General features: G+C 70.2%; 2 protein-coding genes (1 of these 2 running past the window's edge). Both read right to left on the reverse strand.

Annotation, left to right across the window (positions count from 1 at the left end; translation table 11 throughout):
• Complete coding sequence (locus F4560_RS43405; RefSeq protein ID WP_446692428.1) at window positions 1–6,468, reverse strand: type I polyketide synthase; 6,468 nt, start codon at window positions 6,466–6,468, stop codon at window positions 1–3.
• Window positions 6,458–17,768: the 3' portion of an SDR family NAD(P)-dependent oxidoreductase gene (locus tag F4560_RS43410; RefSeq protein WP_446692297.1), read on the reverse strand. Its footprint extends 4,601 nt past the window's final position; the window shows 11,311 of its 15,912 coding nt (coding positions 4,602–15,912); the start codon falls outside the window, past its right edge; it ends in the stop codon at window positions 6,458–6,460. Before F4560_RS43410 ends, F4560_RS43405 begins: the two co-directional genes overlap by 11 nt.

Below are 17,768 nucleotides of genomic sequence, written 5' to 3' on the forward strand. Positions count from 1 at the left end.
TCATGCGAGGTCCTCTTCGGCCATCCGGATCAGGGCCTCGGCGTCCATGTCGTCGATCCCGTCAATGCCCCCGTGGTCGACGAGGTCCACCGGCAAGTCGTTGTCCGCCAGTTCGCGCAGGGTGTCGAGCAGCCCTGCCCTGCGCAGCCGGTCGATGGGAACGGAGGCGAGCAGCGAACGGATCTCTTCCTCTTCCGACCGTGGTTTGGCGGCGGAGTCCGACACGAGCTCCGGCAGCAGGTGGCGGGCGACAGCCGCCGGGCTGGGGTAGTCGAAGACGAGCGTGGCGGGGAGTCGGACGCCGGTGGCCTGGGTGAGCCGGTTGCGGAGTTCGACGGCGCTGAGCGAGTCGAAGCCGAGCTCTTTGAAGGCGCGTTCGGGGTCGATGGCGGTGGCCGAGGCGTGGCCGAGCACGGCGGCCACCTGCGCCTGGACCAGCTCGAGCACGATCTGCTCGCGACCGGCCTCCGGCACGCCCGCCAAGCGCTGGGCCAGCGCCGCCGCGCTCGCCTCGACCACACGAGTCGGAACCCGGACCAGTCCGCGCAGCAACGGCGGCAACATGCCGATCCGGGCTTGGGCGCGCAGGGTGGCGTTGTCGAGGCGGACGAGGGCCATGACGGCGGCGTCGACGTCGAGGGACTGGTCGAAGAGTTCGAGACCGGTCTCGGCGGTGAGGGCGCCCATGCCCATCCGTTCGAGGCGGGTCAGGTCGGCTTCGCTGAGTTCTCCTGCCATGCCGGTGGTTTGTGACCAGAGGCCCCAGGCGAGTGAGGTGGCGGGCAGGCCTGCTGCGCGGCGTACGTCGGCGAGTGCGTCGAGGGATGCGTTGGCGGCGGCGTAGTTGCCTTGGCCGGGGCTGCCGATGAGTGCGGCGACCGAGGAGAACATGACGAAGGCGGCGAGGTTGGCGTCTTCGGTGAGTTCGTGCAGGTGCCATGCGGCGTCGAGCTTGGGTCGCATGACGTGTTCGATGCGGTCGGGGGTGAGCGATTCGATGATGCCGTCGTCGAGCACGCCGGCGGTGTGCAGGACTGCGGTCAGCGGGCGTTCCACAGTGGACAGGACGCCGGCCAGTTGGGTGCGGTCGGACACGTCGCAGGCGGCGACCCGGGCGGTGCAGCCCAGTTCTTGCAGTTCGGCGACGAGTTCGGCAGCGCCGTCGGCCTCAAGGCCGCGTCGGCTCAGCAGCAGCAGGTGTCGCGCACCGTGGGTGGTGGCGAGGTGGCGGGCGAACAACGCGCCCAGTCCGCCCGTGCCGCCGGTGATGACCACCGTGCCGTCGGGGTCAAGGGGAGCCGGAACCGTCAGCACGACCTTGCCGACGTTGAGGCCTTCCCGCAGGTGACGCAGAGCCGCCCGGCCCTGTCGCACATCCCAGGTCCGGATCGGTGCGAATCCGAGCACACCCTGCTTGAACAAGGCCACGATCTCGGACAACAACTGTCCCAGGCGCTCCGGCCCCGCCTGCCACAGGTCGAAAGCCCGATACGCCACGCCCGGGTGGTCCGCCGCGATCTTCTCCGCGTCGCGGATGTCGGCCTTGCCCATCTCCACGAAACGGCCGCCACGCGGCAGCAGGTCCGCGGAAGCGTCCACGAACTCGCCGGCCAGGGAGTTCAGCACCACGTCGACCCCGGCGCCCCCGGTGGTAGCCAGGAAAGCATCGCGGAACCCGAGGTCACGCGACGAAGCGATGTGGTCGTCAGCGACGCCCGAAGCCCGCACCACGGGCCATTTGGAGGGACCGGCCGTGGCGAACACCTCCGCGCCGAGGTGCCGCGCGATCTGCACCGCCGCCATGCCGACGCCGCCGGCTGCGGCGTGGACCAGCACCCGTTCGCCCGCACGCAACCCGGCCAGGTCCACGAGACCGTGATAGGCGGTCGCGTAGGCCACCGGCACAGATGCCGCCTGGGTGAAGGTCCACTCTTCCGGCACCGGGGCGAGCAGGCTCTGATGGGCGATCGCCACCGGGCCGAAAGACCCCATGACGATGCCGAAGACCCGGTCGCCGGGGGCGAAGGTGGTGACCTCCGAGCCGACCTCCAGCACCACACCGGCAGCCTCGGCGCCCAGGGGCACGTCCTCCGGGTACAGGCCGAGGGCGATCAGCACATCGCGGAAGTTCAACCCGGCGGCCCGAACCCCGATCCGCACTTCGTCGGCGGCCAGCGGCCGACGGGCGTCCGAGGGCGCGATCACCACGTCCTCGAGGGAGCCCTTGCGCTTGACGGACAGGTGCCACGCGTCATCGGCCGGGGCAGCAGTGGCCGCGCTCAAGCGCGGCGCGAGCACCCGGCCCTCGCGCACCGCGACCTGCGGTTCCTCCAGAGCGGCCAATCCGCCCCATTCGGGCTCGTCGCCGTCGAGGTCGACCAGGAGGAAACGTCCGGGGTGTTCGGATTGCGCGCTGCGCAGTAGTCCCCACGCGGCGGCTTGGGCGATGTCGGGGGTCTCGTCGCCGATGGCGACCGCGTGTCGGGTCGTCACGACCAGGGTGGCCTCGCCGAGCCATTCGCTGGCCAGCCAGTTCTGTGCCAGGGCCAGTGCCTCACCGGCGGTGGTCCTGGCGGCTTCGGCGATGTCGCCTTGCGGAGTGTCGATCGCGGCCAGCACCAACTCGGGCATCGGGGCACCGTCGGCCACGGCCCGTTCCAACGCCGCCAGATCCGCGAAACGGTCACCCGCAACGGAAAGGCCACCGATGACCGCGACGCGCGCCGACTTGCCCGTGGCAGGCGCGACCGGGCTCCAGTCCAGCTCGTACACGGGCTGCCGCCCACTGCGCTGCAACCGCCGCAACTGCGCCGGATCGACCGGGCGCATGTCCAGGCGGCCCAAACTCAACACCGGCACGCCCTGCTCGCTGACGACGTCGATGCCGAACGCGGTGTCATCGACCTGGCGCATGCGCACCCGCACCCGTGACAGGCCGCGTTCGCCGATGCGCACGTTCGACCAGGAGAACGGCAGGACGGCCGTGTCCCGTGGCCCTTGCTCAGGCAGACCCGCGTGCAGGGAGGCGTCGAAGAGCGCCGGGTGGATGCCGAAGTCCTCGCCGCCGGTGTCGCCGGGCAGCGCTACCTCGGCGTAGGAGTCGCCGCCGACCTTCCACGCCGCACGCACGCCCTGGAACATCGGCCCGTAGTCGAAACCCAGTTCCGCCATCCCCGTGTACAGCGCGTCCGCCGTGACCTCGACACCACCGGCGGGCGGCCACTGCGCGGGAATCCACGGCTCGACCGGCGCGGCATCCTCGACCGCCAACCAGCCCCGCGCGTGACAGGTCGCCTCGCCCTGTTCGTCGTCACCGGTCTCAGGTCGGGCGAAAACAGCCACCTCACGGCGACCGTGCTCACCGGCGGGACCCACGGTGATCTGCAAGTTCACCGTCGAGCCCTGCTCCAACAGCAGCGGGGACTCCATCACCAGCTCGTCAACGACCGGGGTGCCCGCGTGGCGACCGGCAGCCAATGCCAACTCGACCCACGCCGTGCCTGGCACGATCGTCACGCCCAGCACGACGTGATCGCTCACCCACGGCTGGGATTCCGCCGAGAACCGTCCGGTGAACACCCACTCGTCCCGGTCACCGACCTGCACCACCGCGGCCAGCACCGGATGACCCATCCGACCCAGACCCGCCGCCGTGACGTCACCCTGCGCCGACGGCATCAGCCAGTAGGTCTCGCGCTGGAACGCGTAGGTGGGCAGGTCGACGCGCTGGGCGCCGGTGCCGCCGTAGTAGGCGTTCCAGTCGATCTTGATGCCGGTGGTGGCCGCCTGGCCGACGAATCGGGCGAAGGTGGCGGTTTCGCTGTGCTTGGCGCGGAGGGCGGCGATGACGGCCGAGTCGCGCGCGGCGTCCCCGTTCTCCGTTTCTTCGAGGACCTGTCCGGTCATGGCCGTGAGGGTGGTGTCGGGTCCGAGTTCGAGGTATCGGCGGACGCCGAGGTCGTGCAGGGTGCGGATGCCGTCGGCGAAGCGGACGGCGTGGCGTACGTGCTGGACCCAGTAGTCGGCGTCGAACGCGGTCACGATCTGTCCGGTGAGGTTGGACATGATCGGGGTCGTCGGGGCCTTGTAGGCCAAACGTTGTGCCACAGCACGGAATTCGGCGAGCATCGGCTCCATGCGCGGGGAGTGGAACGCATGACTCACGCGCAGACGCGTGGTCTTGCGGCCTTCCCACGCGGGCAGCCATTCGTCGGCTGCGTCGGCGTCGCCGGAGACGACGACCGCTCGTGGCCCGTTGACCGCCGCGATTTCCAACCGGCCCTCAAAACCGACCAGAGACGCGGTGACTTCGGCTTCCTCGGCTTGGACCGCGACCATGGCACCGCCGGTGGGCAGCGCGCCCATCAGCCGGCCACGTGCCGCGACCAGCGCGCACGCGTCGGCGAGCGACAGCACGCCGGAGACGTGGGCTGCGGCCAGCTCACCGACGGAGTGACCGATGAGGTAGTCGGCGCGCACACCGAACGACTCGACCAGCCGGTAGAGAGCGACCTCGACCGCGAACAGCGCGGCCTGCGTGTACTCCGTCTGGTTCAGCGAGCCGTCCTCGACGGCCAGCAGTTCGCGCACCGGACGGCCGACCAGCGGGTCCAGTGCGGCGCACACCTCGTCCAGGGCGGCGGCGAACACCGGGAAGGCCTGCGCGAGTTCCAGGCCCATGCCCGGACGCTGTGAGCCCTGACCCGTGAACAGGAACGCGGTCTTGCCCAGGACGGCGCGGCCTTCGAGCACACCAGCCGAGGGCGTAGCCGCCGCCAGCGCGGTCAACCCGGCGAGCAGTTCCTCACGATCGGCGGCGACCACTACCCCACGCTGCTCCAGCAGCGCACGTGACGTGGCCGAGGTGAAGGCGACATCGACCACGGACAACCCGGAGTCGGCGACCACCAGTTCCCGCAGCCGCTCGGCCTGCGCCCGCAACGCGGCATCGCCACGACCGGACACCATGACCGGAACGGGACCGGCCGGACGCGGCGGCACGACCTCGACCGGCTGGTCGTCGTCCTCGTCGTCGGTCGGCGCCTCGTCGGTCGGGGCCTCCTCCAGGATGATGTGGGCGTTGGTGCCACTCACGCCGAAGGACGACACACCCGCACGACGCGGACGGCCGCCGGCGGGCCACTTGCGCGCTTCGGTCAGCAGTTCGATCTGACCGGATTCCCAGTCCACGTGCGGTGACGGCGTGCCCGCGTGCAGGGTGGCGGGCAGCGTCTCGTGACGCATGGCCATGACCATCTTGATCACACCGGCGACGCCGGCGGCGGCCGACGTGTGGCCGATGTTCGACTTGATCGACCCCAGCAGCAGCGGCCCGTTCTCGCGCTCCCGGCCGTAGGTCGCGAGCAACGCCCGAGCCTCGACGGGGTCGCCCAGCTGCGTGCCGGTTCCGTGACCCTCGACCGCGTCCACATCGGAGAGCCGCAAACCGGCGTTCTCCGCGGCCTTTCGGATCACCCGTTCCTGCGACGGACCGTTCGGCGCGGTCAGACCGTTGCTGGCGCCGTCCTGGTTGATCGCGGTGCCCCGGATCAGGCCGAGGATGCGCCGTCCGTTGCGCTGGGCGTCGGACAACCGCTCCAGCACCACCAGGCCGAGCCCGTCGGAGAAACCCGTGCCGTCAGCCGACGCCGAATACGCCTTGCACCGGCCATCCGGCGCCAGACCACGCTGTCGGCTGAACTCCCGCAGCATGAAGGGCCCCGGCATGAGAGCGACACCGCCCACGAGGACCAGTGAGCTTTCGCGCGCCCGCAGCGCTTGCGCGGCGAGGTGCAGGGCGACGGCGGAGGAGGAACACGCGGTGTCCACGGACACCGCCGGTCCCTCCAGACCGAACAGGTAGGAGATGCGACCGGACGAGACGCTGGCCGCGCCGCCGGTGAGCTGGAACCCCTCGACCTGGACCAGGCTGCCTTCCGGCACCAAGCTGTAGTCGGTGACGCCGAGGCCGCAGAAGACACCGGTGTCGCTGCCGCGCAGCGAGGTCGGGTCGATACCGGCGTGCTCGAAAGCCTCCCAGGACGTCTCCAGCAGCAGGCGCTGCTGGGGGTCCATGGCCAGTGCCTCGCGGGGGCTGATCCCGAAGAAGTCGGCGTCGAACTCCCCGATGCCCTCCAGGAAGCCGCCACCCTTGGTGTAGACCTTCCCCGACTGATCGGGGTCGGGGTCGTAGAGCCGCTCCAGGTCCCAGCCACGGTCGGTGGGCAGCCCGGTGATGGCGTCCTGCCCCCCGGCCACCAGTTCCCACAGCTCGTCAGGGGACGTCACGCCGCCGGGGTAGCGGCAGCTCATGCCGATGATCGCCAACGGTTCGGACGCCCGGGACTCGACCTCTTCCAGCTGCGCCCGGGTGTCGTTGAGTTCAACCGCCAGTTTCTTGAGGTAGCGGACGAGCTTTTCCTGCTGATCGATGTTTTCCGTCATGGCTGTACGCCCGTCACCCTTCACCGAACTCGGCATCGAGCATCTGCAAGATCTCGTCCGCGGAGGTCACCGCTTCGATCTGCTTCCTGGTGCTCTGCTTCTTAGTGGTCTGCGTGCTCTCGCTGAGGCTGGAAAGCAAGGAGCGCAAGCGCTTTGCCACCCGCTGCTGCTCTTCCGCCGAACTCCCGGCGAGCATGTCTTCGAGCTTGGCCACCTCTCGGTCGATGAGAGGCTCCGCCGGCTCCACACCACCGATCTCGGACAGCAGCAGTCCGGCGACCGCGGCCGGCGTGGGGTGCTCGAACACCAGCGTCGCGGGCAGGCGCACACCCGTGGCCTGGGCGAGCCGGTTGCGCAGTTCGACCGCGCTGAGCGAGTCGAACCCGATGTCCTTGAATGCGCGTTCGGGGTCGATGGCGGTGGCGGAGGCGTGGCCGAGCACTGCCGCCACCTGCGCCTGCACCAGTTCGAGCACGACAGCCCCGCGGTCGGCCTCCGGAACACCGGCCAAGCGCTGGACCAACGCCCCGGCGGCGGCGTCGACCACCCGTGCCGGAACCCGGACGAGACCACGCAACAACGGCGGCAACATGCCGGCCCTGGCCTGGGCGCGCAGCGCGGCGTTGTCCAACCGCACCAACGCCACCACGGCCGCGTCCACGTCCAGGGACTGGTCGAACAGTTCGAGACCGGTCTCGGGAGTCAGGGCGCCCATGCCCATCCGCTCCAGACGGGCCAACGCCGCCTCGTCCAGTCGTGCGCCCATGCCCGCGGCGTTCGACCAGACACCCCATGCCAGCGAGGTGGCGGGGAGCCCGGCTGCCCGGCGCACCCCCGACACCGCGTCGAGCGAGGCGTTCGCGGCGGCGTAGTTCGCCTGACCGGAGCTGCCCACCAAGGCGGCCATCGAGGAGAACATGACGAACGCCGACAGGTTGGCGTCCGCGGTGAGTTCGTGCAGGTGCCATGCGGCGTCGAGCTTGGGTCGCATGACCCGTTCGATGTGCTCGGGGGAGAGCGTTTCGATCAGGCCGTCGTCGAGCACACCTGCCGCGTGGACGACGGCGGTGAGCGGACGCTCCACAGCGGACAGAGCGGTCGCCAGTTGCGCCCGGTCGGACACGTCGCAGGCCGCGACGCGGGCCGTGCAGCCCAGCGCCTCCAGCTCGGCGACCAGTTCGTCCGCGCCGTCGGCTTCGAGGCCGCGTCGGCTCAGCAGCAGCAGGTGTCGAGCGCCGTGGGTGGTGGCGAGGTGGCGTGCGAACACGGCACCGAGGCCACCTGTGCCACCGGTGATCACGACGGTGCCCTCAGGGTCGATCGTGGCGGTGGTTTCCCCGGCTGAGGCGCGGTTCAGGCGCGGCGCGAGCACACGACCCGTCCGCACGGCGACCTGCGGCTCGTCCAGGGCGAGCAGCCCGCCCCACTCCAACCCGTCGACCGCCAGGTCGTTGCCGGAGTCGATGTCCACGAGCTGGAAGCGATCCGGGTGCTCGACCTGTGCCGCACGAACCAAACCCCACACCGCGGCCTGCGCCACATCGGGGGACTCGGCCTCGACGGCAACCGCACGACAGGTCACGACGACAAGCCTGGCTTCACCCAGCCAGTCGCCGGCCAACCGCCGCTGCACCAACTCCAAGGCCTGGGCGGCGGCAGTCCTGGCAGCCCCGGCCACGTCACCTTGAGGGGTGTCGATCGCGGCCAGCACCACCTCGGGCACCGGAGTGCCTTCGGCCACGGCCTGTTCCAACGCCGCCAGGTCGGTGAACCGGTCGCCCGCCGCGGACAGCCCGCCCAGCACCGCGACACGCACCGGCTTACCCGCGCTCACCGCGACCGGGGACCAGTCGAGCTGGTAGACGGACTTCCGGCTACCTCGCCGCATCCGTTCGAGCTGGGCCGGGTCGACCGGGCGCATGTCCAGCCGTTCCAGGGTCAGCACCGGCTCGCCCAGCTCCGACACCACGTCGATCCGCATCGCCGAATCACCCGCGGGCGAGATCCTCACCCGCACCCGGGACAGACCCGACTTGCCGGCACGCACCTTCGACCACGAGAACGGCAGGATCGTGGACCCGCCCGATCCCTTCTCCACGAACGCCCCGTGCAACGACGCGTCGAACAGCGCCGGGTGCAGCCCGAACTCCTCGCCACCCGTGTCGTCGGGCAGGGCCACCTCGGCGTAGACGACGTCACCGTCGAGCCACGCCGTGCGCACGCCCTGGAAGATCGGCCCGTAGTCGAAGCCGAGTTCGGCCATCCCGGAGTACAACGTGTCCCCGGTGACCTCGACATCGCTCGACGGCGGCCACTGCGCCGGAAGCCAGGACGACGCCGGCGCCGTGTCCTCACCGGCCAACAACCCCCGCGCGTGGCAGACCACTCCGGCCTGCTCATCGTCCCGGGACTCGGGGCGGGCGTAGATCACCAGCTCACGACGGCCGTCCTCGCCGGCCTGACCCACCGTGATCTGCAACTGGACGGAGGCGCCCTCCTCCAGCAGCAGAGGAGACTCCATCACCAGCTCGTCCACCACCGGGGTGCCGACCAGACGACCGGCGGCCAGCGCCAACTCGACCCACGCCGTCCCGGGCACGATCACCATGCCCAGCACCATGTGGTCACGCACCCACGGTTGGGACTTGGTGGAGAAGCGTCCGGTGAAGACCCACTCGTCGCGGTCGCCGACCTGCACGGCCGCCGCCAGGACCGGGTGCTGAACCCGGTCCAACCCCGCCGCCGCGACATCACCGTGCGTCGACGGCATCAACCAGAAGTTCTCCCGCTGGAAGGCGTAGGTGGGCAGGGACACCCGCTTGACGCCGGTGTCCGCGTAGCAGGCGGTCCAGTCGATCTTGACGCCGGCGACGTGGGCGTGGCCGAGGGAGAGGCGGAAGCGGTCGAGGTTGCCTTCGTCGCGGCGGAGGGATCCGATCACGGCGACCCGGCCGGTCGCGCCCTGCGCCTCGGCGGTCTCCTCGACCGCCATGGTCAGCACCGGGTGGGGTGAGACCTCGACGAAGCAACCCGTGCCGTTGTCGATCAGCGCGCGGATGGCGGGCTCGAAGTCCACCCGTCCACGCAGGTTGCGGTACCAGTAGCCGGCGTCCATCGTCGCCGTGTCGATGAATCCGCCGACCGCCGTGGAGTACAGCGGGATCGTCCCGGTCATGGGAGTCACCGGCGCGAGGACACGGAGGAGTTCGTCTTCCAGCGCCTCGACGTAGTGGGAGTGGGAGGCGTAGTCGACGGCGATGCGTCGTGCGCGGATGTCGTCTTGCTGGCAGGCCGCGAGGATGCTGTCGAGCGTGGTCGGTTCGCCGGCGATGACGACGGTGGCGGGTCCGTTGACCGCGGCGATGGACACTCGGCCCGTGTGGGGTGCGATGAGTGCTTCGACGCGTTCGACGGGCAGGGAGATGGACATCATGCCGCCGTGTCCGGCGAGGTGGTCGCGGACGACTTGGCTGCGCAGGGCGACGATTCTGGCGGCGTCCGTCAGTGACAGCGCACCGGCGACGTAGGCCGCAGCGATCTCACCCTGCGAGTGGCCGACGACGGCCGACGGCTCGATGCCGTAGGAACGCCACAGTGCGGCCAGACCCACCATGACGGCGAACAGCGCGGGCTGGACGACGTCGACACGTTCCAAGGACGGCGCGTCGGGGGCTGCCCGCAGCACGTCGTCCAGGTTCCAGTCCACGAACGGCGCCAAGGCTTCGCCGCACGCGGCGATCTCGGCGGCGAACACGGGGGAGGAGTCCAACAACTCCACCGCCATGCCGACCCACTGCGCTCCCTGACCCGGGAACACGAACACCGACTTCACGCCAGATCCGAGGGCCTGACCCTCCACCACGTTCATGGCAGGGGTTCCAGCGGCCAACGCCGTCAAACCGGCGAGCAGTTCGTCGCGGTCGGCGGCCACCACAGCCGCACGGCGCTCCAACGACGCACGCGAAGTGACCGAGGAGAACGCGATGTCCGCGACCGACGCCTCCGGATCGGCGGCGACCAGATCCCGCAGGCGCTCAGCCTGGGCTCGCAACGCTGCCTCGCCACGTGCTGACAACACAACCGGCACTGCACCGATGGGCCCGGGCTGTTCGGTCGCCGTGGGCTCCTCGGCCGGAGCTTCTTCCAGGATGATGTGGGCGTTGGTGCCGCTGACGCCGAAGGACGAGACGGCGGCGCGGCGCGGACGGCCGTTCGCCGACCACTCCCGTGCCTGCGTCAGCAGCTCGATACCGCCCGACTCCCAATCCACGTGCGACGACGGCGCGTCCACGTGCAAGGTGGCGGGCATGACACCGTGCTGCATCGCCATCGTCATCTTGATCACGCCGGCGACACCGGCGGCGGCCGACGTATGGCCGATGTTGGACTTGATCGAGCCCAACCACAGCGGACCGTTCGGCCGGTCCTGGCCGTAGGTCGCCAGCAGCGCCTGCGCCTCGATCGGGTCGCCCAGCGTGGTTCCGGTGCCGTGGCCTTCGACCGCGTCGACATCGGACGGGTTCAACCCGGCGTTGGCCAGTGCCTGCCGGATGACCCGCTCCTGCGAGGGACCGTTCGGCGCGGTGATGCCGTTGCTGGCGCCGTCCTGGTTGATGGCACTGCCGCGCAGCACGGCCAAGACCTTGTGGCCGTTGCGCTTGGCATCGGACAGCCGCTCCACCACCAGCACACCGACACCGTCGGCGAACCCGGTGCCGTCGGCCCCGGCGGCGTACGCCCGGCACCGCCCGTCCGGGGACAGGCCCCGCTGCCGGCTGAACTCGGTGAGCAGGAACGGGCCGGACATGATCGTCACGCCGCCGATGACCGCCATCTCGCACTCGCCGGCCTTGAGGGCCTGGGATGCGAAGTGCAGGGCGACAGCGGACGACGAACAGGCCGTGTCCACCGAGACCGCCGGACCCTCCAAGCCGAGGATGTAGGCGATCCGGCCGGACACGACACTGGTGCTGGAGCCGGTGAGCCGGAAGCCCTCGACCTGGGACGGGGCTCCGGCCGGCGTGACGCCGTAGTCGGAGGAGCTGACGCCGCAGAACACACCGATGTTGCGGCCCTTGAGCGACGTCGGGTCGATCCCGGCGTACTCGAACGCCTCCCACGACGCCTCAAGCAGCAGGCGCTGCTGCGGGTCCATGGCGGTCGCTTCGCGCGGGCTGATCCCGAAGAAGGCCGCGTCGAACTCGCCGGCGCGATCGATGAAACCGCCGCCACGGGTGTAGACCGTGCCCGGCTGGTCGGGGTCCGGGTCGTACAGGCGCTCCAGGTCCCAGCCGCGATCGGTCGGGAACGGGCCGATGCCGTCCTTCCCGGAGGCCACCAGCTCCCACAGGTCCTCGGGTGAGGTCACGCTGCCGGGGTAGCGGCAGCTCATGCCCACGATCGCCAAGGGCTCGCCCACGTCGACCTGCCGCGTTCGCGTGACACCCCGACCGCCGCTCGCGGTCGCCGAACCCACCGTCACCTGCGACATCAGGAAACGCGCCACGGCCACGGGGGAGGGGTGGTCGAAGACGAGTGTGGCGGGGAGGCGGACGCCGGTGGACTGGGTGAGCCGGTTGCGCAGTTCAACGGCGCTCAGGGAGTCGAAGCCGAGTTCCTTGAAAGCGCGTTCGGGGTCGACGGCGTTGGCCGAGGCGTGGCCGAGAACGTCGGCCACCTGGGCTTGGACCAGTTCGAGCACGACCCGTGCACGATCGGTTTCCGGCACGCCCGCCAACTGCCGGGCGAGGGAACCTCCGGCTTCCGCGCGCCGAGCGGCAGGCGCGAGTCCGCGCAGCAGGGCCGGAAGCATCCCGACCCTGGCCTGGGCGCGCAGGGTGGCGTTGTCGAGGCGGACGAGGGCCATGACGGCGGCGTCGACGTCGAGGGACTGGTCGAAGAGTTCGAGACCGGTCTCGGAGGTGAGGGCGCCCATGCCCATCCGCTCAAGGCGGGTCAATTCGGCCTCGCTGAGTTCTCCTGCCATGCCGGTGGCTTGTGACCACAGGCCCCACGCGAGTGAGGTGGCGGGCAGGCCGGCTGCGCGGCGTACGTCGGCCAGAGCGTCGAGGGATGCGTTGGCGGCGGCGTAGTTGCCTTGGCCAGGGCTGCCGATCAGCGACGCCATCGAGGAGAACATCACGAACGCCGACAGGTCGGTGCCGATGGTCAGTTCGTGCAGGTGCCATGCGGCGTCGAGCTTGGGTCGCATGACGTGTTCGATGCGGTCGGGGGTGAGCGATTCGATGATGCCGTCGTCGAGCACACCGGCCGTGTGCACGATCGCGGTCAGCGGGTACTCGATGGTGGACAAGACGCTGGCCAGCTGTGTCCGGTCGGACACATCGCAGGCGGCGACCCGGGCGGTGCAGCCGAGTTCTTGCAGTTCGGCGACGAGTTCGGCAGCGCCGTCGGCCTCAAGGCCGCGTCGGCTCAGCAGCAGCAGGTGTCGCGCATCGTGGGTGGTGGCGAGGTGGCGGGCGAACACCGCGCCCAGTCCGCCCGTGCCGCCGGTGATGACGACCGTGCCGTCGGGGTTGAGGGTGTGTGGCTGGGTGGTTGGTGTGGTGGTGGCGGGGGCGAGTCTGGGTGCGAGCAGGGTGCCGGCTCGGACTGCGAGTTGGGGTTCGTCGGTGTCGAGCACGGTGCCCCAGTCGGGCTCGTCGCCGTCGAGGTCGACGAGCAGGAAACGTCCGGGGTGTTCGGATTGCGCGCTGCGCAGTAGTCCCCACGCGGCGGCTTGGGCGATGTCGGGGGTCTCGTCGCCGATGGCGACGGCACCTCGGGTCGTCACGACCAGCCTTGCTCCGCCGAGCCATTCGCTGGCCAGCCAGCTCTGTGCCAGGGCCAGTGCCTCACCGGCGGTGGTCCTGGCGGCTTCGGCGACGTCACCTTGCGGAGTGTCGATCGCGGCCAGCACCAACTCGGGCATCGGAGCACCCTCGGCGACAGCCTGTTCCAACGCCGCCAGATCCGCGAAACGGTCACCCGCTCCGCCGACAGCACCAACAGCGGCCAGACTCACAGACTTAGCCGCACCCCACGGGACCGAAGTCCAGTCCACTTGGTACACCGACTGCCGGCTACCACGACGCATCCGCTCCAACTGTGCCGAGTCGACCGGGCGCATGTCCAGCCGGCCCAGGCTCAACACCAGCTCACCCAGTTCGCTGACGATGTCGACCCGCAGGGCCGAATCACCGACAGGCGCGATCCGCGCGCGCACCCTGGAAAGCCCCGACCTGCCCGCACGCACCTTCGACCACGAGAACGGCAGGACCGTCGAACCGCCGGATCCCTTCTCCATGAACGCCCCGTGCATCGACGCGTCGAACAGCGCCGGATGGAGGCCGAAGCCCTCGCCACCCGAATCACCGGGGAGGGACACTTCGGCGAAAATCTCGTCACCGGCGAGCCACGCCGTGCGCACGCCCTGGAACATCGGCCCGTAGTCGAAACCGAGTTCCGCCATCCCGGAGTACAGCGCGTCCGCCGTCATCTCCACACCATCTGCCGGCGGCCACTGCGCCGGAACCCACGACTCGACCGGCGTGGCATCCTCGACGGCCAACCAACCCCGCGCGTGACAAGTCAGGTCACCCTGCCCGGCATCCACCTCAGGCCGACCGAAGATCGCCACCTCACGGCGGCCGTCCTCACCGGCTCGGCCCAAGGTGATCTGCAATTGCACCACCGACTTCTCCTCCAACAGCAGAGGAGACTCCATCACCAGCTCGTCCAGCACCGGGCAACCCGCACGGCTACCGGCCGCCAGTGCCAACTCGACCCACGCCGTTCCCGGCACGATGGTCGCGCCCAGGACTACGTGGTCGGCGACCCAGGGTTGGGTTTCGGTGGAGACGCGGCCGGTGAAGAGCCATTCGTCGCTGTCACCGATGAGCGCGAGTCCGGCGAGGACGGGGTGGTCGACGGCGGCCAAGCCGGCGGCCGAGATGTCACCAACGCCCGTCTTGCGGGTCAACCAGTAGTTCTCCCGTTGGAAGGCGTAGGTCGGCAGGTCGACGCGTTGGGCGCCGGTGCCGGTGTAGTAGGCGTTCCAGTCCACGTCGATGCCCGCGGCGTGGGCGCGGCCGATGAACAGGGCGAAGGTGGCGGTTTCGCTGTGCTTGGCCCGCATGGCGGGCACCACGGCGACGTTTCCGGCGGTGTCGTCGTTCTCGATGTTGTCGAGGACCTGTCCCGCCATGGCGGTGAGGGTGGTGTCGGGTCCGAGTTCGAGGTAGCGGCGGACGCCGAGGTCGTGCAGGGTGCGGATACCGTCGGCGAACCGGACGGCGTGGCGGACGTGTCGCACCCAGTAGTCCGCGTCGAACGCCGTGACGACCTGTCCGGTGAGGTTGGACATGACCGGGGTCGACGGAGCCTCATAGGTCAGGCTCTCCGCGACGGCACGGAATTCGGCGAGCATGGGTTCCATGCGCGGGGAGTGGAACGCGTGGCTCACGCGCAGGCGCGTGGTCTTGTGGCCTTCCCACGCGGGCAGCCACGCATCCATCGCATCCGCGTCGCCGGAGACGACGACCGCTCGCGGCCCGTTGACCGCCGCGATCTCCAACCGGCCCTCGTAACCGATGAGGGACGCGGCGACGTCGGTCTCGTCGGCCTGAACGGCGACCATCGCACCACCAGCAGGCAACGCGCCCATGAGTCGACCACGGGCGGCGACCAGCGCGCACGCGTCGGCGAGGGACAGCACGCCGGAGACATGGGCGGCGGCGAGTTCACCGACGGAGTGCCCGATGAGGTAGTCGGCGCGGACACCGAACGACTCGACCAGCCGGTAGAGGGCGACCTCGACCGCGAACAACGCGGCCTGGGTGTACTCGGTTTGGTTCAGCGATCCGTCCTCTGTGGACAGAAGTTCGCGCACCGGACGGCCGACCAGCGGGTCCAGTACGACGCACACCTCGTCGAGGGCGGCGGCGAACACCGGGAAGGTCTCGGCCAGCTCCAGGCCCATGCCCGGACGCTGCGAACCCTGACCGGTGAACAGGAACGCCGTCCGGCCACCGACAGCCGGTTCCCCGCCGGTCACCTTGGCAAGTGCCGCCAGCAGTTCCTCACGGTCAGCGGCCACCACGACCGCGCGCCGCTCCAACAGTGCCCGGGTGGTGACGGAGGAGAAGCCGATGTCCGCGACCGACGCCTCCGGGTCGGCGGCGACCAGGTTCCGCAGCCGCTCGACCTGCGCCAACAGTGCAGCCTCGTTACGACCCGACACCACGACCGGAAGGGTGCCCGCAGGACGCAGCACGACCTCGACCGGCTGTTCGGTCGCCGTGGGCTCCTCGGCCGGAGCTTCTTCCAGGATGATGTGGGCGTTGGTGCCACTCACGCCGAAGGACGACACGGCGGCGCGGCGAGGACGGCCGTTCGCCGACCACTCCCGTACCCGGGTCAGCAGTTCGACCTGACCCGACTCCCAGTCCACGTGCGGTGACGGGGAGTCGACGTGCAGGGTCGGCGGCAGCGTCCCGTTGCGCATCGCCATGACCATTTTGATCACACCCGCCACGCCGGCGGCGGCCGACGTGTGGCCGATGTTCGACTTGATCGACCCCAGCAGCAGCGGCCCGTTCTGCCGATCCTGGCCGTAGGTCGCCAACAGCGCCTGGGCTTCGATGGGGTCGCCGAGCACCGTGCCGGTGCCGTGGCCTTCGACAGCGTCCACATCGGACGGCGCCAGTCCGGCGTTGGCCAAGGCCTGCCGGATGACCCGTTCCTGCGACGGGCCGTTCGGCGCGGTCAGGCCGTTGCTCGCGCCGTCCTGGTTGATCGCGCTGCCCCGCACCACGGCCAGCACCTTGTGGCCGTTGCGCCGGGCATCGGACAGCCGTTCCACCACGAGCACGCCGACACCGTCGGAGAAACCGGTGCCGTCAGCCGAAGCCGAATACGCCTTGCAACGCCCATCAGGAGACAGACCGCGCTGGCGGCTGAAGCCGATGAACAGGTCTGGCGTGGCCATCAGCGAGATGCCGCTGACCAGGGCCATTTCGCACTCGCCTGCCCGTAGGGCCTGGGATGCGAAGTGCAGGGCGACAGCGGAGGAGGAACAGGCGGTGTCCACGGAGACCGCCGGGCCCTCCAATCCGAGCGTGTAGGCGATCCGGCCGGACACCACGCTGGTCGTGGTCCCGGTCAGGTGGTAGCCCTCCAGTTCGGGCACCATCGTTCCGTGGTACCCCGAGGCGACGGTGCCGCAGAAGACGCCGGTGTTGCTGCCCTTCAACGAGGTCGGGTCGATGCCCGCGTCCTCCAGCGCCTCCCACGACGCCTCCAGCAGCAGGCGCTGCTGCGGGTCCATGGCCAGCGCCTCGCGCGGGCTGATCCCGAAGAACTCGGCGTCGAACTCCCCGATGCGCTCGACGAAGCCACCCACACGCGTGTACACCGTCCCGGCCTGATCGGGGTCCGGGTCGTACAGGTGCTCCAGGTCCCAGCCACGGTCGGTGGGGAAGGGGCCCATGGCGTCCTTCCCGGAGGCCACCAGCTCCCACAGCTCCTCAGGCGAGGACACGCTGCCGGGGAACCGGCAGCTCATACCCACGATCGCCAGGGGCTCACCCACGTCGATCCGGCGGGTCCGCGCCACGCGAGAACGACCGCCGGCAGAGGAGTCCACGGCGATCTGCGACACGAGGAAGCGCGCCACGGCGACAGGGGACGGGTGGTCGAACACCAGGGTCGACGGCAGGCGGACGCCGGTGGTCTGGGCGAGTCGGTTGCGGAGTTCGACGGCGCTGAGCGAGTCGAAGCCGATTTCCTGGAAGGCGCGTTCGGGGTCGATGGCGGCAGCCGAGGCGTGGCCGAGCACGATGGCCACCTGGGCCTGGACCAGTTCGAGCACGACCCGAGCGCGATCGGTTTCCGGCACGTCCGCCAACTGCCGGGCGAGGGAACCCCCGGCTTCCGCGCGCCGAGTGGTGGCAGGTACCAGTCCGCGCAACAGCGGCGGGATCATGCCGGTTCGGGCTTGGGCGCGCAGGGTGGTGTTGTCCAGGCGGACGAGGGCCATCACGGCGGCGTCGACGTCGAGGGACTGGTCGAAGAGTTCGAGACCGGTCTCGGCGGTGAGGGCGCCCATGCCCATCCGCTCGAGGCGGGTCAGTTCGTTCTGGTCCAGTCCGGCCGTCATGCCGGTGGTCTGGGACCAGAGGCCCCAGGCGAGTGCGGTGGCGGGTAGACCTGCGGCGCGGCGTAGGCCGGCGAGGGCGTCGAGGGATGCGTTGGCGGCGGCGTAGTTGCCCTGGCCGGGGCTGCCGATCAGCGACGCCATCGAGGAGAACATGACGAAGGCGGCC

The organism is Saccharothrix ecbatanensis (genome assembly GCF_014205015.1).
Classification (GTDB): Bacteria; Actinomycetota; Actinomycetes; order Mycobacteriales; family Pseudonocardiaceae; genus Actinosynnema; species Actinosynnema ecbatanense.